Origin of the sequence: Neptunicoccus cionae (assembly GCF_014643735.1) — a bacterium.
Taxonomy (GTDB): Bacteria; Pseudomonadota; Alphaproteobacteria; order Rhodobacterales; family Rhodobacteraceae; genus Amylibacter; species Amylibacter cionae.
The window spans coordinates 65,908-84,685 of record NZ_BMKA01000005.1; the positions used below are offsets into that span (position 1 = coordinate 65,908).

Genomic DNA, 18,778 nt, shown 5'->3' on the forward strand with positions numbered 1-18,778 from the left:
CACATGTAGCAGTGCTAATCCCGGTATCAGCCGCTTGGTTTGCCACCTACAAAGGGCACATGCCCAACGTCGGTCGCAAGATTTTGACCCTGTATCTCGGCTTCGGCATCCGCCGGAACATCCACATGCAGACCCGCGCGGGAGCCTTGCTGTGGCACCTCCAGCGGACCGAGTGTATTTAGAAACGCATCTGTGCCACTGGTGCGGTCATAGACGGAAAAATCAACGGAGCGGTCGCGGAAGCTTTTGAGCACTTGCCCAAGCCCCTTCATGCCGGTTTCACGCTGGCGGCGGACCATCGACAGGTCCACCTCGATCGGGAACATGTCTTCCTGCCCTGCGGACTGGTGCAGGACGAGGGATGTCGGATCGACGACGCAGGATTTGCCAACCCCGCCAGCGCCCAGACCGTTCACGTCAAAAACATAACACTGGAACTGTGCCGCAGTCGCCCGCGCAATCGCCAGTTCGGCGTCGCGGTCGGTGGTGCCGGTCAGGACCGGATGCAACAGCACCTCAACCCCCTGACTAGTCAGCTCGCGCGTGGTTTCGGGGAACCACATGTCATAACAGATCGACAGGCCAAAGCGGCCCACATCCGGCACGTCGAACACACAGAATTCCGTCCCTGCAGCCACGCCTGCTTCATAGGGAAGGAAGGGGAACATCTTGGCGTAGCGGCGCACCACGTTGCCATCGGGATCAATCACCAAAGAGGTATTATAAACCTGCCCGTCATGGGGCGAGGTCAGAAACATAGAGCCCGGAATAAGCCAGACCTTGTGACGCCGCGCGGCTTCACAGAAACGGTCGATGGTTTCATTTTCGGGCGGCAGCTTGTAGCGCTCCAGCGGTCCGAAAGGCGCCAGTTCGCTGAACAACACCATTTGGGTCCAGGGAAACCGTGCCATCAAAATATCAAGCCGTTGTAGCATTCCGTCTACATTTGGCTGAAGGGCATTGACGTGCATCTGCACGCCGGCAATTGCGAATGGGGTCATTGAGGATACTCTCCGTGCTTGCGCTGACGGCTCTGTTGTATTGAGTCGTTCACCGCTTTGCATTCCTCTTAAGCCCTCACCACCAGAACGGAAACAGGAGATCTGCTAACGATCCTGTCCGCATTGGAGCCCACCAAAAACTCTCGTAGGCGATCGGGTTTGTGGGACGCCATAACCACCAGATCACAATTGATTTTTTCGATGGTCTTAAGAACTTTACGGTGGATTTTACCAAATGCAAGGTGCTGCTTCACCTTTACGTCATTGGGAATTTCGGCGCGAACCAATTTGTCGAGCGCCTTGCTGGCTTCTGCCACCGCCTTTTCTTCGAAGTTTTCGGGAAAGAACCCTTCCACCAGCGGGCTGCCCATGTCCGGCACAACCGAAATGATATGCAGCACCCCGCCAGAGCTGCTGACCAGCTCTATCGCTTGTGGCAACGCCTTCACCCAAGAGTCCTTATCCGTCAGATCAATTGTCAGAAGAACCGTGTTGAACATCTCTTTCTCCTCAGGCTGTGGCCGGTTTGCGAACGGGGCGGCTGTTGCGACCCCGTTGCAGGAAGACGATCAGCCCCAACAGCAAAAGCGCAGGGATGAACATCAGGTATTTGCTCGGCTGGTCCACAGGGCGCAGAACCCGCAGAACGGTCTGGTCCCAATCAAGCCCTGCCTTGGCGGCGGCGCTGTCATAGACCACATCGTCCACCATCATTTTACCGTCCGCTTCGCGCAGAATCAGACCGGAGCTTTCCAACCGCTCCTCCCCTGTCGCGCCTTCGCCAATAGGCAGGATGGCGACAAATTCGATGGGATCGCCCAGATCGTTGACACCGGCCACCCGCAGGCGCAGATCCTCATCCGCTGGCGTTGCGAGCGCGGCAGCCGCCAGTTCAGTCGGCGCTTCTTCGGTATAAGGCGGTGCGACCATATCCATCCAGAAGCCCGGACGGAACAGGGTGAAGGCCACCAGCAACAATGCGATGGTTTCATAAAACCGGTTCTTGGCAAGGAACCAGCCTTGGGTCGCCGCTGCAAACAGCAGCATGGCGATGGTTGCCACCACAAAGACGAATATGCCCTGCACCCATGTGACCTCTATCAACAGCAGTTCGGTGTTGAAGATAAACAGGAACGGCAGCGCCGCTGTGCGCAGCGAATAGAAGAAGGCAACCAGTCCGGTGCGGATCGGATCACCGCCCGAAACAGCAGCGGCAGCAAAGCTTGCCAGTCCCACGGGTGGTGTCACATCGGCCATGATCCCGAAATAGAACACAAACAAATGCACCGCGATCAACGGCACGATCAGCCCGTTTTGCTGGCCCAGCGTCACGATAACCGGTGCAAGAAGTGCTGACACAACAATATAGTTCGCCGTGGTCGGCAGGCCCATGCCAAGGATCAGGGACAGGATGGCGGTGAGGAACAGAATGGCAAGAATATTACCGCCGGACAGAACCTCAACCACATCCGCAAGGGCAGAGCCGACACCGGTCTGGCTAACCGCACCGACGATAATACCCGCCGTAGCTGTGGCAATGCCGATCCCGATCATATTGCGCGCGCCGGTTTCCAGCCCATCGATCAGATCGGCAACACCAGTGCGCACCGCAGCACCAAGGGCGCTGTTCCCCCGCATCATTGCGGTCAGCGGGCGCTGGGTCAGCAGGATAAAGATCATATAGGCGGTGGCCCAGAACGCCGACAGACCGGGTGACAGGCGATCCACCATCAGCGCCCAGACCAGCACCACAACCGGCAGGATAAAGTGCAGGCCGGAGCGGATTGTCGGCCCCGGCAGAGGCAGGCTCGTCACTGGCGCGTTCGGGTCGTCCAGTTCCAGCGGCTTTTCCTTGGAGGCGATGTAAAGCAGCCCCACGTAAACCGCAGTGAGGAAGGCAAAAATGATATAGCCTGCCGTTTGCGGGAAGGCCGGTCTGATCCAGCCCATACCGTAGTAAACGATGAAGGAAACCGCACAGATCGCGGCAATGGTGAAGGCCATGCCGATCAGACGTTGTACGATGGGTTTGGGGGTATAGGCGCGGGGCAGACCCTCCATTCCGGCTTTCAGCGCTTCAAGATGTACGATGTAAACCAGCGCGATGTAGGAAATCACCGCAGGCAGGAAGGCGTGTTTCACCACGTCAAAATACGGAATACCCACGTATTCCACCATCAAGAACGCCGCAGCGCCCATCACGGGTGGCATGATCTGACCGTTCACCGAAGAGGCAACCTCTACCGCACCAGCCTTTTCAGAACTGAAGCCGACCTTTTTCATCAGCGGGATGGTAAACGTACCCGTGGTCACGACATTGGCGATAGAGGACCCCGAGATCAGGCCCGTCATGGCCGAAGACACCACAGCCGCTTTGGCCGGTCCGCCTTTCATATGGCCCATCAAGCTAAAGGCGACTTGGATGAAATAGTTGCCCGCGCCCGCACGATCCAGCAAGGAGCCGAACAGAACAAACAAGAACACAAAGCTGGTAGAAACACCGAGCGCGATACCAAAGACGCCTTCCGTGGTGATCCACTGGTGGTTCACGATCTCGGACAGGCTGTTGCCCTTGTGGGAAATAATGCTCGGCATATGGGGGCCAAGCACGGTGTAAACCAGAAAGACCGAGGCAACGATCATCAATGCCGGACCAAGCGCGCGGCGGGTGGCCTCAAGAAGCAGCATCAAGCCGATCACGGCGACGACAAAATCCTGAAGCACAGGCGCACCAACGCGCCCCGAAATTTCACGGTAATAGACAAACAGATAGAGGGCCGCCAAAGCGCCCACCAGCGCCAGTCCCCATTCCCAAACCGGAATACGGTCTTTGGGCGAGCCAAGCACTACGGCAGCGACGACAACGAGTGCGACGATCGGGATCCACCATGTGACCGTGCCGTCTTTGGCCCCTGTCATAAACAGAAAGGCGAGCACCACAGGCACGACAATCCCCAACCCGATCTGAAACCGGGAGCGGGTGGCCGGAAAGGCTGCAAACGCAAGGAACATGGCAAAAGCCAGATGGATAGAGCGGCTTTCCGTATCATTAAACACGCCCCACCCCACCATGAACGGAATAGGCGAAGCGATCCAAAGCTGGAACAGCGACCACGCCAGCGCCACGCAGGTCAGGAAGATGCCAACAGGGCCGATTGCACCCCGTCCGCCCGTATCTGAGGAGGCGACCAGTTCGTCGAGCTCGGCCTGCGTCAGCCCGCCCCGATCACCGGTTGCAGCGTTCTCTACTGCGGCGGCTTGCTGTTGATTTGGATCATTGGTCATGGATGTCCCCTGTTCCCCGCTATGGCCCTTTTATACGGGCTTTTGTTCTGTTTCGTCGGGTCAGGTGCGGCAGCGCGCCGCCGCACCATTTTTTATCTTAAAAGAAGGCCGCGAACGACCGCCGGATTACATCCAGCCTTTTTCTTTGTAGTATCTTTCAGCACCAGGGTGCAGTGGTGCAGACAGACCAGCGCTGATCATGTCTTCTTCTTTGAGGTTCTCGAAAGCAGGGTGCAGACGCTTGAACCGGTCGAAGTTGTCGAAGACCGCTTTAACAACCTGATAAACCACCTCATCGTCCACTTTCGCAGATGTCACAAAGGTCGCTTTAACGCCGAATGTGTTCACATCAGCGTCCGTACCTTTGTACATGCCGCCCGGAATAGTCGCAGCAGCGTAGAAAGGGTTTTCCGCGATCAGCTTGTCGATTTCTGGACCCTGAACCGGAACGAGAACCGCGTCCACTGTGGAGACAGCTTCCTGAATGGAGCCGTTCGGGTGACCAACAGTGTAGATGATCGCATCTACTTTGTTGTCGCCCAGCGCAGCAGCCTGTTCAGCCGGTTTCAATTCGGATGCCAGCGCGAAATCGTCGTTGGTCCAACCCAGCGCATCCATCACAACATCCATAGTCGCCCGTTGACCGGAGCCAGGGTTGCCGATGTTAACACGTTTGCCTTTCAGGTCGGCAAAAGACTTAATGCCGGAATCCGCACGTGCAATCACGTTGAACGGCTCACCGTGGACAGAAAAGACTGCCCGTTCGTCGGAAAACTGGTTTCCTTCGAATTTGGAAGTGCCGTTGTAGGCGTGGTATTGCCAGTCGGACTGGGCCACGCCCATATCCATGTCACCCGCCATGATCGCATTGATGTTCGCGATAGAACCGCCTGTCGACGGCGCGGTGCATTTCAGGTTGGTTTCAGCGGTTGTGCGGTTTACCAGACGGCAAATCGACTGACCGACGACGAAGTAAACGCCGGTTTGGCCGCCAGTCCCGATGGTGATGAATTTCTCTTGCGCCAGACCGGTAGTACCGGCAAGCAGCGCTCCTGCAAAAGCAAGATGTTTCATGAAACGCATAGTGTTCTCCTCTTTTTTGCTCACGTTAACGAACCCTGCTCGCGCAGGGAAAAATTGTCCGAATGGCACAAAGCGGCAGCTCTCGTGCGAGCAGTATTTCGAAGCTGCGGCGCTCTCCTTAAAGCGAAGCGCAAACAAGCACCAGCAGGAAAAACAAAGGCTTATCTGCCTCTCTTCCCCCCCCTGTCATTCATCACGCTAGTAAGTGTTTTCCTTTGTTGTCAAGTAAGTTGTCACTTGAAGACAAGACAATCGCTGCTTTCTTGACTGCATTTATTTTCGCGCTATGGTTTGGTCGCTGGCCACCCTTGCAACGCCCGCAAAAGCCGGTTTTGTTAATCCGGAACAGGATAGGTGCGCTGTGCCAGCGGAAGGGTGCGAATCTGCTCTAAAAGCCGTTCCACGAATATCCGCTCCGCCCGATTGAGCCGCTTCTTCGGGTTGCGCAGCAGGTAGATATCCACCTCCGGCGGGTCGTCATAGGGCGGCAACCGCCACAGCAAACCGTCCCGCACATCCCGCTCCAGCACGTGTATCGGCAGCGACCCGATGCCCAGCCCGCATTGGATCATCCGGCGCACTTCTTCTAATTGTGAAGACCGTCCCACAATCCGCTGCGCCATATCCCATTGTTTGCGCAGCAGTGCCACAGGACGCAGCGCGTCGTTCAGATCATCTGTATCAAAGGTTACGATGTCATGGCCACGCAGATCCTCCATTGTCAGGTCACGCCGACCGAAAAGGGGATGGGTCGGACCACAGTAAAAGCTGAAGTATTCCCGATAAAGCAAATCATAGCTGAGGTCCGGCAGCTTGCGATTGACCAGACAGATGCCGAAACTCGCCTGACGGTCCAGAACCGAACTGGTGACAACAGCGCTGGTGGCGGTTTTGATGTTGAAACTGACGTTGGGATACAGGGTTTTCGTTTCGGTCAGCAGATCATCCAGCAGTGACGTGATCACATGGCTGGCCAGATGGATAGTGATCTCGCCCGATATTTCCGTGCTGGACGTTGTGGTAATCTCTTTCAGCCCCGACACGCTGCGAAAGATATCCATACATTCATCGTAGAGCCGCTGCCCTGCCCGCGTCATGCGAAAACTGCCCTTGGAGCGTTCGATCAACTGGCACTTCAATTCCTGCTCCAACCGCTGCAACGCGAGACTGACCGATGGTTGCCCCCGCAACAGGCGATGGGCCGCGCGGGTGATACTGCCTTCCTCAACGATTACAACGAAGGTGCGTAGCAGGTTCCAGTCCAACCCTATCACGAATTTCTCGTCGCCACGGTCTGTCATTTGCCCCGTCCTTTTAAGCGCCCTGCTGCCCTGCCATCGCTCACATTAACCAAATCAATGCGATCTATGGTTTATATCAATTTGCCCAATTCAAAGACCCCGTGCAATAGTTAACATGACTTAAGGGAACAGGGGCCGGAATGCCGTCAAACGATCAGAGTATAGACAAGCGGCCCTGGTTGCTGCTGTCCCCTTCCCTTGTTGCCATCACCCTTCTGGTGGTGATCCCGATGGCCTTTATTCTGGTCTATTCCTTTTACGAGAACCTCGACCTTGCCGTGGATAAAGTCGCCTTTCAATTTGGCAACTGGTCCGAGGTGGCGACCGACGGCTACTATCATACTGCAATCTGGAAAACGCTGCGGCTGTCGGTGATTGTCACGGTGCTGGCGGCGGTTCTGGGATATATCCCTGCCTACTTCATTGCCATGACCAAGTTCCGCGACAAGTGGCTGCTGCTGCTGTTGCTGATCTTGCCGTTCTGGATCAGCTTCATCATTCGCACGCTGAGCTGGATTCACATCTTTGGCAATCAGGGGGCACTGAACGGGCTGTTCCAGATGCTTGGCCTGACCGACGCACCGCTTTCGCTGATGTATAACGAGTTCACGGTGATCGTCGGCTTCATCCACGTCTTTCTGCCTTACATGATCCTGAACATCTATGTCAGCCTTGAAGGCATCGACGGAAATCTGGAACCCGCCGCCCGCACCCTTGGCGCGACCCCGTGGCAGGCCTTCCGCGAAGTGACGCTGCCCCTGTCCCTGCCCGGTCTTGCCGCCGGCTGCCTGCTGGTTTTTGTATTAACGGGGGGCAGTTACGTGACACCCCTCATCCTTGGCGGGCCGAGCGATTTCCTGTTTGGCAATCTGATCTATGACGCCATCGTAACCGAACTGAACTGGCCAATGGGCGCAACCCTGTCCTTTACGCTGCTGCTGCTGCTGGGACTGGTGGTGGTGGTCTACAGCCGCCTGATGGGGCTGAACCAACTGTCAAAGGCGTTTAAATAACATGAAACTGCGCGTCTGGACCCTGCTGAAAACCTATACCGTTCTGGTCTACTTCTTTATGTTCGCCCCCATCGCCGTGGTGCTGGTGCTGGCGTTCAACTCCTCTCAGTTTGGGGGCTTCCCGATTGAAGGCTTCAGCTTTCGCTGGTTCGTGAAACTGTCCGAAAACGAAGCGATCATCCGCGCCCTGCGCACCTCTGTTATACTTGGGGCCTGTACCGCCGTTATTGCCACGACGCTGGGCATTCTGGCAGCACTGGCACTGGTGCGGTATTCGTTTCGCGGCAAAGACCTGATCACGACAGTGCTGATCGCTCCTGTGCTGGTGCCTGAAACTGTGCTGGCGGTGGGTCTGCTGATCTTCATGCGCTGGCTGCATGTGCCCCGTTCGTTCGGACTGCTGCTGCTGGGCCATTCGATCATCGCCCTGCCCTTTGTGGTGCTGGTGGTGCAGGCACGGCTGACGGGCATCCGGCGCGACTATGAAGAAGCGGCGCGCAGTCTGGGGGCCAATCCGCTGCAAACCTTTTTTGCCGTGACATTCCCTTTGATGCTGCCCGCCGTTTTCGCAGGCGCGTTGTTTGCCTTTACCATTTCCTTTGACAACATCACCGCCACCATTTTCTGGCGTCCGTCGGGGATGGAAACCGTTCCCACCCAGATTTTCGGCATGTTGCGCAATTCCGTCAGCCCCGAAATCAACGCGCTTGGCTTTGTGATGATCTGCATCACCGTGGGCGTGCCGCTGATGGCAGGGGCACTGGCGCGGTATTACATGCGCAACACAAAATAAACCAAACCAATAAGAACCAACCAACAAGGAGAAAACTATGAAAAAGATAGATAGCACAAAACGGTACGAAATGCTGAAGGAACGCATGGGCAATGGCGATATGGATCGCCGCTCCTTCTTTGGCCTGCTGGGTGCTGCGGGGATGTATGCCGGTGTGTCCGGCGGCATCATGACCGCAATGGCACAGCAGGCCCGCGCCGCGGGAACCGAGCTGTACTTTGAAGGCTGGGGCGGCGTTGTATCCGAAGCCCTGCGCAAACATGCTTTTAACCCTTACCAAGAAGCCACTGGCAACAAGGTGGTGGATTCCACTTTCGGCGGAGAGGCCGAGGTGCTGACCAAAATCAAAGCGGCAGGAAATACGGATGGTCACAACATCCTGCATTCCTCGGGCGTCAGCTGGTACAAACGCTGGGTTGATGCGGGGTACGGGTCCGAATTGAACCTTGCCAACATCCCCAATGTGGAAAACGTGATGGACGCGATCATCGCGCCGTTCAAGGCAATCACGCCAAACAGCCTGTCCGCCATTCCTTATGACTACGGCACAACGGGTATCGCGTATAACACCAAACATGTCTCTGCCGAGAAAGCCAAAGAACTGGGCGCGAACCTGCTGCTGGATAAGGAGCTGAAGGGCAAGATCGGCGCGTGGGGTGGCGACTGGGCCAACCGTGCATGGTACGGGGCGCTGCAATCCAATCAGGACCCGAACAATATCGAGGATTGGGATGCGGTTTGGGACAAGGCCCGCGAAAACCGCGATCTGGTGCTGAAATACTGGTCATCCGGTGCCGAATTGATGGACCTTCTCGCGAAAGAGGAAATCTACGTCACCGAAGCATGGTCCGGCCGTGTCGCAGCACTTCAAGCCCAAGGCCACCCGATTGCCTATATGGACCCGCCAAACGGTTTGGCGTGGATGGAAAGCATGTTCGTGTTGAAAGGCTCTCCGATGGCCGAGGCCGAGGAACTGCTGAACTTCATGCTTGACCCAGCCACCGCGATTGCCGTGGCCGAGGGGCAGAAATACCCGACCTCGCTCGACCCGAACAAGGTCGAGATGACCGACACGATCAAGGCGCTTCCTGCTTATGATCCGACAGGCAAGCTGGACAAATTGGTGTTCCGCGATCCGGTGGTCTGGAATGAGGTCGAGAAAGCCCAGTCCAAACAGTGGAACCGTGTCTCCAAGGGCGGCTGATTACTACAGGCCAATCCGATACCCAACAACGGCGGGGCGCAACAGGATGCGGCCCGCCTGCCCTATAAAGTCTGAATTAGGAACCCCTGCCTATGGCGCGTGTTGAACTTGTCGACATCAAGAAATCCTTTGGCGCGGTCAAAGCCGTCCGCAACGCCAATATCGTGTTCGAGGACGCGTCCTTCACCACACTGCTCGGCCCGTCCGGCTGTGGCAAAACCACCATTCTGCGGATGATCTCCGGTTTGGCCGACCCGACGAGCGGTGACATTCTGATCGGCGGCAATCGGGTGAACGAAGTGCCGATCCACAAGCGCAATCTGGGGCTGGTGTTTCAGAATTACGCGCTGTTTCCCCATCGCACCATCGGGGAAAACATTGCCTTCGGGTTGAAATACCGTGGGGTGCCGAAATCCGATGTAACGCGCAAGGTGCGGGAATCCCTGGATATTGTGCGCCTTCCAGGGGTCGAGTACCGCTACCCCCAACAACTGTCTGGCGGGCAACAACAGCGTATCGCGCTGGCGCGTGCCATTGTGATCGAACCGGATGTGCTGCTGCTTGATGAACCGTTGTCCGCCCTTGATGCCAACCTGCGCGAAGATATGCGGGTGGAGCTGAAGGCCATTCAGGACCGCATCGGCGTGACCACCATTTTTGTGACCCACGACCAGTCCGAAGCGCTCGCCATGTCTGACAAGATCGTCGTGATGAGCGCGGGACGGGTGGAACAGATCGGCAATCCCGATGAGGTTTATAACACCCCCGCGTCCGAATTTGTCGCGTCCTTCCTTGGCGCGTCCAATCTGTTGCCAGCCCGCGTTATCGGGCGCGATGCAAATGGCGTGGCGCTGGAAACCGCCGAATTTGGCAAAACCGTCGTCCCCGCCAACCGCGCGGCAACGCTGGGGGATGGGGATCGCGGCCAATTGATGGTGCGCGCTGAAAAACTGTTCCTGTCCGATGGTCCGGCCACACCAGACAGCACGCAAGCCGTGATCGAGGCTGTGGATTACCAAGGCCAGCTTGCCCGCTATTTCCTGCGCGTGGGCGACACACAGTTGCAAGCGATCAACATGATTTCGGGCCGTCCCTTTGCTGCGGGCAGCACCGTGAACCTGACCCTAGCTGCGGATGAATGCAGCGCCCTGCCCCTGAAAGACGCCTGACATGACGAACCACCTGTTTTATCAAAGCCGCCTGCCCCGCCCCGACCTGCAAAAGGCGGAAGGCATCTATATGTGGGACACCGCAGGCAAGCGCTATATCGACGGATCATCCGGCGCGATGGTCAGCAATATCGGCCATTCCAACCCGAATGTTCTGGCCGCCATGCGCGAGCAGATGGATAAATCCACCTTCGGCTATCGCCTCCATTTCCAGACCGAACCGAGTGAGGCGCTGGCGGCAAGGATTTCCGGCCTGACACCCGAAGGGCTGGACCGCGTGTTCTTTGTCTCTGGCGGGTCAGAAGCGGTAGAATCCGCGTTAAAGATGGCACGGCAATATGCGCTGACCCAAGGCGAGGCCCAGCGCTATAAGGTTATTTCCCGTTACCCGAGCTATCACGGTGCCACGCTCGGCGCGTTGGCGATCACCGGATATGCGCCGATGTCAGCCCCGTTTGATCCGATGATGAAATCCATGCCGAAAATCCCCGCCCCCCGCGCCTATCTGGACGGGATGGACGCTGATGATCCGGCAACGGGGCTGCATTACGCCAATATGCTGGAGGAGAAAATCCTCGAAGAAGGGCCGTCCACCGTGCTGGCCTTTATCGTGGAACCCGTGGGCGGCGCATCCACTGGCGCATTGGTGCCCCCTGCCGGATACATGCAGCGCATCCGCGAGATTTGCGATCAATACGGCGTGTTGCTTATTCACGACGAGGTAATGACAGGCGGCGGACGCACTGGCCGTTTCTTTGGCGCGGAACATTGGGATGTCGCGCCAGATCTGATCGCCCTGTCGAAAGGGTTCGGTGCCGGATATGTGCCCCTAGGCGCGATGATTGCGCGCAATGATATGGTAGAGGCGGTGTTGGACGCGGGTGGTTTTATCCACGGCTACACCTATGCGGGAAATCCGCTGGCCTGCGCCGCCGGACTGGCGGTGTTGGAAGAAATCGAACGTCAGGATCTTGTCGGCAATGCCGCTGCGATGGGTGATGCGCTGACGGATCGCCTGCAAGCGTTGATGCAGCGTTATCCTGTGATCGGCGATGTGCGGGGCAAGGGGTTGTTGCTGGCGTTTGAACTGATGGCAGATCGCAACACCAAGGCGCCGCTTCCAGTTGATCTGAACGCCCATTCCAGACTGGTCGATATCGCCTATGAAAACGGTCTGATCATCTATTCCCGCCGCACGCGGGGAGGTTTGTCGGGGGATCACTTCCTCGTCTGCCCACCGATGAGCGTGAACGAACCGCAACTCGATGAAATTGCAGAAATACTGGAGCGTTCGATGCAACAGTTCATGGCTGAAAACCCGACCCTGTGACCCTTAGACGGGAAAGAATTATGCTTTCGACCCTCCAAACCATCCGGCTTGCGGAAAGGTCCGATCTGGCGCTGTTGAATACGGCTCTTGCGGCGCTGTCGGCTGAACTGAATGATCCCCATCCTGCCACGCCGGAATTTCTGGAGCAGGCCGGCTTTGGCCCTGTGCCCACCTTTTATGCGCTGATCGCGCAAAGCGGGGCTGACACACTGGACGGGGCAATTATGTTTTCGCCTGTGACTTCTACGTCGATGGCCAGCACCGGCACGTTTGTTTCCGACCTTTGGGTCGCGCAAACCATGCGGGGCACCGGACTGGGGCGGCGTTTACTGGCGGCTGCGGCAGACTGGTCCGCAATGCGGTGGGGCGCGGGATACTTAAAGCTCTCTGTGTACGACCAGTCCGTTCAGTCGCGCAAATTTTACGACAGGCTCGGCTTTGTGCCAAAAGACACCGAGACAACTATGTTTCTGGATAAAAGCGGGTTTAAAACCCTGAAAGGATGCAAATGAAAGCGTTTTTCGATGATCGCCAGTGGAATCATGATCCCAAGCATTTCATGGCCAACGGGGTCGTTTTACCAAATCCCGAACAGCCCGAGCGGATCAAAATGCTTCACTCCGGCGCAACCGCTGCGGGGTGCAGCTTTGACGCGCCAGACGATGCAGGTCTCGGCCCGATAGCCGCGATCCATTCGCCGGAATACCTGACGTTCCTGCAAACCATCCACAAACGCTGGCAGTATATTGATGGTGCAGGGGAAGAGGTCATCCCCAACATCCATCCCGCCAACCGGACTGACAGCTACCCCCGCTCTGCCGTTGGGCAAGCCGGTTACCATCAGGCAGACAGCGCCTGCCCGATTGCCTCTGGCACGTGGGAGGCGGCCTATTGGTCCGCGCAAGCGGCCATAACTGGCGCGGACAGTCTGATCGGCGGCGGGCAATCGGCCTATGTGCTGTCACGACCGCCCGGCCATCACGCCTTTGGCGATCTGGCGGGGGGCTTTTGCTTTCTGAACAATTCGGCCATCGCTGCCGAACGGCTGCGGGCGAAGGGGCTCCGGCCTGCCATTCTGGATGTGGATGTGCACCACGGCAACGGCACGCAGGGCATCTTTTACAACCGCGATGATGTGCTGACGGTATCACTCCACGCTGATCCGGAGCGGTTTTACCCGTTCTTCTGGGGCCACGCCCATGAACGGGGCGCAGGGGCCGGCCTGGGGTATAACCTTAACCTTCCCTTACAAAGGGGCACAAAAGACGCGGATTTCCTTAAAACGCTGGAGACAGCCCTTGTCCGCGTACAGGCTTACGGCGCGGATGTGGTGGTGATCGCCCTTGGCCTTGATGCGTTTATCGACGATCCGTTTAAAGGACTGGCGGTGACCACCGAAGGCTTCGGGCGGATCGGGGCCGCCATCGCGGGGTTAAACCTGCCCACGTTGCTAGTACAGGAAGGCGGCTATCTCTGCGATGAACTGGGCGAGAACCTGACCAGCGTGTTGAACGGGTTTCAGGGCGCATGACCCAGCCGGAAATCATCGTGATCGGGGGCGGTATCGCGGGCACCAGTGCCGCCGCCCATCTGGCAGAACACGCCGATGTCCTGCTGCTTGAGGCCGAACCGCACCTTGGCTATCACTCCACCGGACGCTCCGCCGCAATCTTCATCCGCAACTACGGCAACGAAGTGCTACGGGCGCTGAATGCGGCCTCAGCCCCTGTATTGCAAAGCGGTGCAGGGATTAGCGACACAGGTCTCTTGTCCCCCCGCGGCGAATTGCTGATCGCCAGTGAAGAGGACATCCCGGAGCTGGAAAGCTACGCCCGCGAGGCAACCGGTCTGGAACATTTACGCCCCGATCAGGCGGTCGAACTGGTGCCCATCCTGCGCAAGGAGCGGATCGCGGCGGCCATTCTGGAGCCGGATGCGCAGGATATTGATGTGGACCGGATGCTACAGGGCTACGTGCGGCTGTTACGATCGCGCGGAGGGAAAACAGTCACGGGTAGCCGCGTCAGGGGATTGTCCCGCAACAAGGGCGTCTGGCAGGTAACAACAGAGGAAGGCGATTATTCCGCCTCCCTGATTGTAAACGCGGGGGGCGCTTGGGCGGATCAGATCGGCGAACTGGCCGGAGCACACTCCGTTGGATTAACCCCGATGCGCCGTTCAGCAGTGCTGCTTGATGCGCCAAAGGATTACGACATAGAGCACTGGCCGCTGTTCGCTTCTGTCACCGAAAGCTGGTACGCCAAGCCGGATGCGGGCAAATTGCTGGTATCACCGGCGGATGAAGATCCGACCCACCCCCATGACGCATGGCCCGACGATATGGTCCTCGCCGAAGGGTTATACCGTTACGAACAGGCGGTAACAGTGCCCGTCACCCGCCCCAGCCACAGTTGGGCCGGACTGCGCAGTTTTACCCCCGACCGCACGCCGGTTGTCGGGTTCGATCCCGCACAGGAAGGTTTCTTTTGGCTCGCAGGGCAAGGCGGTTACGGCGTGCAAACCGCCCCTGCCCTCGCCGCACTTTGCGCGGCATTGTGCAGGGGACGGGCACCAGAACTGAACACGGCAACCGTGGAGGCTCTGTCCCCCGCCCGTTTTGCGCGGGGATAGGTGCCTTCACCCGCCGATGTTACGCTCCATCAGCGCTTGGTAGCGACGCGGGGCGAGGCGGTTTAGCCACCATGCCAGTTTGGCAACGCGGCCCACAGGGATCATGTCAGCGCCTTTTGACAATCCGCGCAGGATTTCCGCGCTGGCATCTTCTGGCGTCATCACATCCACCGCATCTGTTGCCGAACCGGGGCGGGCCAATCCGCCAGATTGTGAGTCTGCACGCCCGATGTTGGTGCCAACGAAAGATGGCGCTGCGATTTGAACCTTCACGCCATGCGCGCGCTCTTCAGAGCGTAGGGATTTAAAGAACCCTTCCAGCGCGTGCTTGCTGGCGGCGTAGGCGGTGCGTTGGGTCAGAGGGGCGAAACCGGCGACCGAGGACATCGCCAGATGGGTGCCTGTTGCCTGCCGGACAGCCTGTAAAAACAGACCGGCGCAGGAAACGGCTGCGAAATAGTTTACCTCAAACAGCTTGCGGTGAGCGGCCATATCCTGTGTTTCAAACGGTCCAATCTGGGTCAGCCCCGCGTTATAGACTACCAAATCAATCGCAGGGCTTTGCGCAAGGATTTGCGCCGCCGCCGCGTCCAGCGCTGCACTGTCGCAAAGATCACAGGCCAGTGCCGTGACACCGTCCTTTTGCGCCATCATCTCCAGCTGATCGCTTGGCAGATCAAGCAGATAGACCTGCCATCCCTGCCCCACCAAATCGGCCGTCATCGCCTGCCCCAAACCGCCGGCCCCGCCGGTAATTACTGCCGTTTTCACAGGTTTGCCGCCTTTCTCCAAAGTTCGAACACCTCTCGACTGGACAATTCGGGCGTGTAGCCGAACTGCTGTTTCAACGCTGTATTGTCGAGCACTGGACGGAATTGCAAAAACCGCACCTGCTCGGGCCCGTAGCGAGACAGGCCGAGCGGTTTGGCCACCGCAAGTGCGGCCTGCACCACCCCCGCTGGAACCGCGCGCACCGGCTTGCCCAATAGCGCAGCCAGTTCGGGTATCCCGAGCGCGCCGTCCCCTGCCACGTTGTAGATGCCCGCCGGTCCATCGGTCGCGGCACGCAGTAAAATACGCGCCAGATCCTGCGTCCAGATAAAGACAAAGGGGCTGTCATACCCGCGCAGCATCAGTAATTTCGGCTTATGAAACAGTGCCGTAATCTGATTTTCCAGCCCCGCGCCAAGCACAGTCCCCACCCGCAGAACGACTTGTTCCAAAGCGGGGTGGTCCTGTCGCGCCTGGGCCAGCATCTCTTCGACCAGCCGTTTGTGATGGGCATAGGGGAAGGCTTCGTTGCCGCGCACCGGATCGCTTTCCCGCAAGGGGACGGGATTGTCCGCGTGGTACCCATAAGCCGCGCCGGAGGATGTCACCACAATCCGGCGAACCCCGTGTTTGATGCAGGCTGCCAGCACGTTTTTGCTGCCGTTTACGTCCACGTCGCATTCAAACGCCCGCGTCGATCCTTTGGGCGGCGACACGATAGAGGCCAGATGCACCACAGTATCGGGCCGGATCGCCCCGATAACGTAGTCCGGATCGTCACCCGTCACATCCAGCTTTTCAAACCGCACTTCGGCGGGCAGGTCCGGTTGGCGCAAGTCGGTCGCGATCACCTCGTGCCCCGCCCCCTGCAATTGCGCCAGCAGTGCCTGTCCGACGGCCCCTGCCGCCCCCGTGATCAAAATACGGCTCATCTTTGGGCCTCGGTCCGGTTAAAGACTGCGGCCAGTGCGATGCCGGAAATTGCGTGCCAGATGCCCCAGAAGGCGGCGACGACGGCCATCCCACCCAAGCCCCCGAAGAAACCGAAGATCAACACAAGACCAAGGCCGGAGTTCTGGATGCCTGTTTCAATCGTGATGGCGCGGCGGTCAAACGGGCTGAGCCGCGCAACGCTTGCAAGGGTAAACCCGCCGCCCAGCGCCAGTGCGTTATGCAGCACCACCAGCCCTGCGACGAGCCATGCAAATTGCAGGAAAAAGTGCCAGTTTGCCGCCAGCGCCAGCACGATGAAGGCCACGAATATCCCCATCGAGGTCAGCTGCATCGGCTTGCGCAACCGCGCTGCCAAGGCCGGTTTCTGCGTATTCAACGCAATCCCCAGCACCAATGGCAACAGCAGCATCAACGTGACCGTAATCGCCACCTGCACCGGATCTATCGACGTGGCCTGCAACACAGCACGGGTCGGGGCGTAAAGCCCGCCCCAAAAGGCGATGTTAAGCGGCGTTAACAGCACCGCCCCCACCGTGGCAAACGCCGTCATCGACACGGACAGGGCCGCATTCCCGCCCGCACGGTGCGTAATAAAGTTTGAGATATTGCCCCCCGGACAGGCCGCCACAAGGATCAGCCCCAAAGCAATAGAGGGGCGCGGCGTTGTCGCCAGCACCAGCAGAAAAGTCAGCGCTGGCAGCAGCAAAAACTGCGAGACCAACCCCACTACCAGCGCCTTTGGCGCCACCAGCACGCGGCGGAAATCATCCAGCCGCAAATCCAGCGCGATAGAAAACATAACGACAGCCAGAATAGCGTTTAATAACATCAGGCTACCGGGGCTGAAGTTCAGCATTGTAGTATCAAGGTCCTGCATCACGCGCTCTCTTTCAGGGCTTTAATGTGCGTGTTCACGGCCCCGCGATAGGTGGCCTTATCCACGTAATAGGCCATGCGCGGCAGATCGATGTAGTTCATCCCGCCCGTGGCCCGCGCAAACCCTTGCGCCTTTTTCTGCTGCAAGGCTTTGGCTTCAGCGCTGCCATTTCGCAATCCGGCGATATAACGGGCGATCATCTCGGCCTGCTCGTGGCGTCCCTGCCAGCCCAAGCCAGAGGCTTCGACCATGCCAAGAACGAAAAGGTCGTCCCGTTCGGGGTGCATTGCGTTCAGGTAAAGATGGGGCGCCGATCCGCGCCAGTTCAGCAGCGCATGGTCGATAAACGGATAGTGCAGCTTATACCCCGTTGCAGCGAGGATCATGTCATATTCGCCCTGCGTGCCGTCTTTGAAATGCACCGTTTTGCCGTCCATCCGATCAACATCAGCGCGGATTTTGATGTCACCGTGGCCCGCGTGAAACAGGATCAGGGAATTAACGATGGGGTGGCTTTCATACAGTTCGTAATCCGGTTTCGGAAAGCCGTATTTCTGCGGGTCCCCGACGAACCATTTCAGGATCGCCCCGTCCACCTTACGCTTTAACCACATGGGCAGTTTGATCATGCCGCCCATCGTGTCAGCCGGTTTGCCGAACACGTATTTCGGCACAAAATAATAGCCCCGCCGCATCGACAGTTCGCAGGATTTGCCGTGATGGATCGCGTCCACCGCAATATCGCAACCCGAATTGCCCGCCCCCACGATCAGCACCCGCTTTCCGGCAAATTGCGTCGGATTTCGGTAGGCGCTGGAGTGGATCAGCTCTCCGTCGAAATTGCCTTTGAAGTCCGGCATATTCGGTTCAGACAGGGTGCCATTGGCAATCAGGACGCCCGCAAATTCTGCAGAGTATTCTTGTCCGCCCACCTCCCAAGTCACGCGCCAGCCCTCTCCACTGCGCCCGAGCGGTTCGGCTCCCGTCACGCGAGCCCCGAAGGTGTAATCTTCATAAATTCCGAAATGTTGTGCAAAGCTGCGGAAATAGTCACGCAGGTCGCGATGAGAGGGGTATTCAGCCACCTCCTCTGCCATCGGATAATCGGCAAATTCCGTCATCGTCTTGGAGGAAATCAGATGCGCGGTGTCATACATCGTAGAGAGCGGCGCATCGATGTCCCACAGCCCGCCCACATCCTTGTGCAGCTCAAACCCGTGAAAGGCTATGCCCTGCTCCTTCAGGGTTTTTGCCATCGCCAACCCCATCGGCCCCGCCCCGATCAGCGCATAACTGTCCTTGGTTTGCGGGCCGGTCGCATTCAAATCGTCTTCTGCCAAAATATGTCTCCTCAATTCCGTTTTAT

At 58.0% G+C, this 18,778-nt stretch carries 17 protein-coding genes; 8 read left to right on the top strand and 9 right to left on the bottom strand.

The window, feature by feature from the left end:
• Positions 1–26: 26 nt before the first annotated feature.
• The 5 genes from IEX10_RS15900 to IEX10_RS15920 all read right to left on the bottom strand — a co-directional run bounded on the left by IEX10_RS15900 (position 27) and on the right by IEX10_RS15920 (position 6,670).
• Positions 27–1,001, bottom strand: a complete 975-nt coding sequence (locus IEX10_RS15900) for a carbon-nitrogen hydrolase family protein (protein WP_188677565.1) — start codon at positions 999–1,001, stop codon at positions 27–29.
• A gap of 68 nt (positions 1,002–1,069) precedes the next feature.
• Positions 1,070–1,501, bottom strand: a complete 432-nt coding sequence (locus tag IEX10_RS15905) for a universal stress protein (RefSeq protein ID WP_188677568.1) — start codon at positions 1,499–1,501, stop codon at positions 1,070–1,072.
• Between the two features lie 10 nt (positions 1,502–1,511).
• On the bottom strand, positions 1,512–4,286 hold the full coding sequence (locus IEX10_RS15910) for a TRAP transporter permease (RefSeq protein WP_188677571.1): 2,775 nt from the start codon (positions 4,284–4,286) through the stop codon (positions 1,512–1,514).
• Between the two features lie 126 nt (positions 4,287–4,412).
• Entirely contained in the window at positions 4,413–5,360 is a 948-nt protein-coding gene (locus IEX10_RS15915) for a TAXI family TRAP transporter solute-binding subunit (protein ID WP_373287543.1), read from the bottom strand.
• Positions 5,361–5,704: 344 nt separating this feature from the next.
• The gene (locus IEX10_RS15920) at positions 5,705–6,670 is read right to left on the bottom strand and encodes a LysR family transcriptional regulator (protein WP_188677576.1); all 966 of its coding nucleotides are present in this window, start codon (positions 6,668–6,670) and stop codon (positions 5,705–5,707) included.
• A gap of 140 nt (positions 6,671–6,810) precedes the next feature.
• Here IEX10_RS15920 and IEX10_RS15925 point away from each other — a divergent pair, with 140 nt between their 5' ends.
• The 8 genes from IEX10_RS15925 (at position 6,811) to IEX10_RS15960 (ending at position 14,810) form a co-directional block, all read left to right on the top strand.
• Entirely contained in the window at positions 6,811–7,683 is an 873-nt protein-coding gene (locus IEX10_RS15925) for an ABC transporter permease (RefSeq protein WP_188677579.1), read from the top strand.
• A 1-nt stretch (position 7,684) separates the two neighbouring features.
• A complete protein-coding gene (locus IEX10_RS15930; RefSeq protein WP_188677582.1) occupies positions 7,685–8,476 on the top strand; it encodes an ABC transporter permease in 792 nt (263 codons plus the stop codon).
• 37 nt (positions 8,477–8,513) lie between these two features.
• On the top strand, positions 8,514–9,680 hold the full coding sequence (locus IEX10_RS15935; protein WP_188677585.1) for an ABC transporter substrate-binding protein: 1,167 nt from the start codon (positions 8,514–8,516) through the stop codon (positions 9,678–9,680).
• Positions 9,681–9,772: 92 nt separating this feature from the next.
• Entirely contained in the window at positions 9,773–10,849 is a 1,077-nt protein-coding gene (locus IEX10_RS15940) for an ABC transporter ATP-binding protein (protein ID WP_188677588.1), read from the top strand.
• 1 nt (position 10,850) lies between these two features.
• The gene (locus IEX10_RS15945; protein ID WP_188677591.1) at positions 10,851–12,179 is read left to right on the top strand and encodes an aminotransferase family protein; all 1,329 of its coding nucleotides are present in this window, start codon (positions 10,851–10,853) and stop codon (positions 12,177–12,179) included.
• A 20-nt stretch (positions 12,180–12,199) separates the two neighbouring features.
• Positions 12,200–12,691 (top strand): GNAT family N-acetyltransferase, encoded by a 492-nt coding sequence (locus IEX10_RS15950; RefSeq protein ID WP_188677594.1) that lies wholly within the window; start codon positions 12,200–12,202, stop codon positions 12,689–12,691.
• Entirely contained in the window at positions 12,688–13,710 is a 1,023-nt protein-coding gene (locus IEX10_RS15955) for a histone deacetylase family protein (RefSeq protein WP_188677597.1), read from the top strand. Before IEX10_RS15950 ends, IEX10_RS15955 begins: the two co-directional genes overlap by 4 nt.
• Positions 13,707–14,810: an NAD(P)/FAD-dependent oxidoreductase gene (locus IEX10_RS15960; RefSeq protein WP_188677599.1), complete on the top strand. Its 1,104-nt coding sequence runs from the start codon at positions 13,707–13,709 to the stop codon at positions 14,808–14,810. The genes IEX10_RS15955 and IEX10_RS15960 overlap by 4 nt, the downstream gene beginning before the upstream one ends.
• 6 nt (positions 14,811–14,816) lie before the next feature.
• Here the strand turns inward: IEX10_RS15960 and IEX10_RS15965 are convergent, their stop codons facing one another.
• Genes IEX10_RS15965 through IEX10_RS15980 form a run of 4 tightly spaced genes read right to left on the bottom strand, consistent with a single transcriptional unit; the run spans position 14,817 to position 18,752 of the window.
• Positions 14,817–15,581, bottom strand: coding sequence for an SDR family NAD(P)-dependent oxidoreductase (locus IEX10_RS15965; RefSeq protein ID WP_188677602.1), 765 nt, complete (start codon positions 15,579–15,581; stop codon positions 14,817–14,819).
• A complete protein-coding gene (locus IEX10_RS15970; protein ID WP_188677606.1) occupies positions 15,578–16,513 on the bottom strand; it encodes an SDR family oxidoreductase in 936 nt (311 codons plus the stop codon). The genes IEX10_RS15965 and IEX10_RS15970 overlap by 4 nt, the downstream gene beginning before the upstream one ends.
• Positions 16,510–17,412, bottom strand: a complete 903-nt coding sequence (locus IEX10_RS15975) for a bile acid:sodium symporter family protein (RefSeq protein WP_188677609.1) — start codon at positions 17,410–17,412, stop codon at positions 16,510–16,512. Before IEX10_RS15975 ends, IEX10_RS15970 begins: the two co-directional genes overlap by 4 nt.
• On the bottom strand, positions 17,412–18,752 hold the full coding sequence (locus IEX10_RS15980; RefSeq protein WP_229678594.1) for a flavin-containing monooxygenase: 1,341 nt from the start codon (positions 18,750–18,752) through the stop codon (positions 17,412–17,414). Before IEX10_RS15980 ends, IEX10_RS15975 begins: the two co-directional genes overlap by 1 nt.
• Between the last annotated feature and the right edge of the window lie 26 nt (positions 18,753–18,778).

Excerpts from the sequence above, each read along its gene's own strand:
- IEX10_RS15905 (WP_188677568.1), bottom strand. The coding sequence starts at position 1,501 with ATGTTCAACACGGTTCTTCTGACAATTGATCTGACGGATAAGGACTCT.
- IEX10_RS15970 (WP_188677606.1), bottom strand. The coding sequence starts at position 16,513 with ATGAGCCGTATTTTGATCACGGGGGCGGCAGGGGCCGTCGGACAGGCA.
- IEX10_RS15955 (WP_188677597.1), top strand. The coding sequence starts at position 12,688 with ATGAAAGCGTTTTTCGATGATCGCCAGTGGAATCATGATCCCAAGCAT.
- IEX10_RS15945 (WP_188677591.1), top strand. The coding sequence starts at position 10,851 with ATGACGAACCACCTGTTTTATCAAAGCCGCCTGCCCCGCCCCGACCTG.
- IEX10_RS15975 (WP_188677609.1), bottom strand. The coding sequence starts at position 17,412 with ATGCAGGACCTTGATACTACAATGCTGAACTTCAGCCCCGGTAGCCTG.
- IEX10_RS15960 (WP_188677599.1), top strand. The coding sequence starts at position 13,707 with ATGACCCAGCCGGAAATCATCGTGATCGGGGGCGGTATCGCGGGCACC.
- IEX10_RS15940 (WP_188677588.1), top strand. The coding sequence starts at position 9,773 with ATGGCGCGTGTTGAACTTGTCGACATCAAGAAATCCTTTGGCGCGGTC.
- IEX10_RS15930 (WP_188677582.1), top strand. The coding sequence starts at position 7,685 with ATGAAACTGCGCGTCTGGACCCTGCTGAAAACCTATACCGTTCTGGTC.
- IEX10_RS15910 (WP_188677571.1), bottom strand. The coding sequence starts at position 4,286 with ATGACCAATGATCCAAATCAACAGCAAGCCGCCGCAGTAGAGAACGCT.
- IEX10_RS15915 (WP_373287543.1), bottom strand. The coding sequence starts at position 5,360 with ATGAAACATCTTGCTTTTGCAGGAGCGCTGCTTGCCGGTACTACCGGT.
- IEX10_RS15925 (WP_188677579.1), top strand. The coding sequence starts at position 6,811 with ATGCCGTCAAACGATCAGAGTATAGACAAGCGGCCCTGGTTGCTGCTG.
- IEX10_RS15950 (WP_188677594.1), top strand. The coding sequence starts at position 12,200 with ATGCTTTCGACCCTCCAAACCATCCGGCTTGCGGAAAGGTCCGATCTG.
- IEX10_RS15920 (WP_188677576.1), bottom strand. The coding sequence starts at position 6,670 with ATGACAGACCGTGGCGACGAGAAATTCGTGATAGGGTTGGACTGGAAC.
- IEX10_RS15935 (WP_188677585.1), top strand. The coding sequence starts at position 8,514 with ATGAAAAAGATAGATAGCACAAAACGGTACGAAATGCTGAAGGAACGC.
- IEX10_RS15900 (WP_188677565.1), bottom strand. The coding sequence starts at position 1,001 with ATGACCCCATTCGCAATTGCCGGCGTGCAGATGCACGTCAATGCCCTT.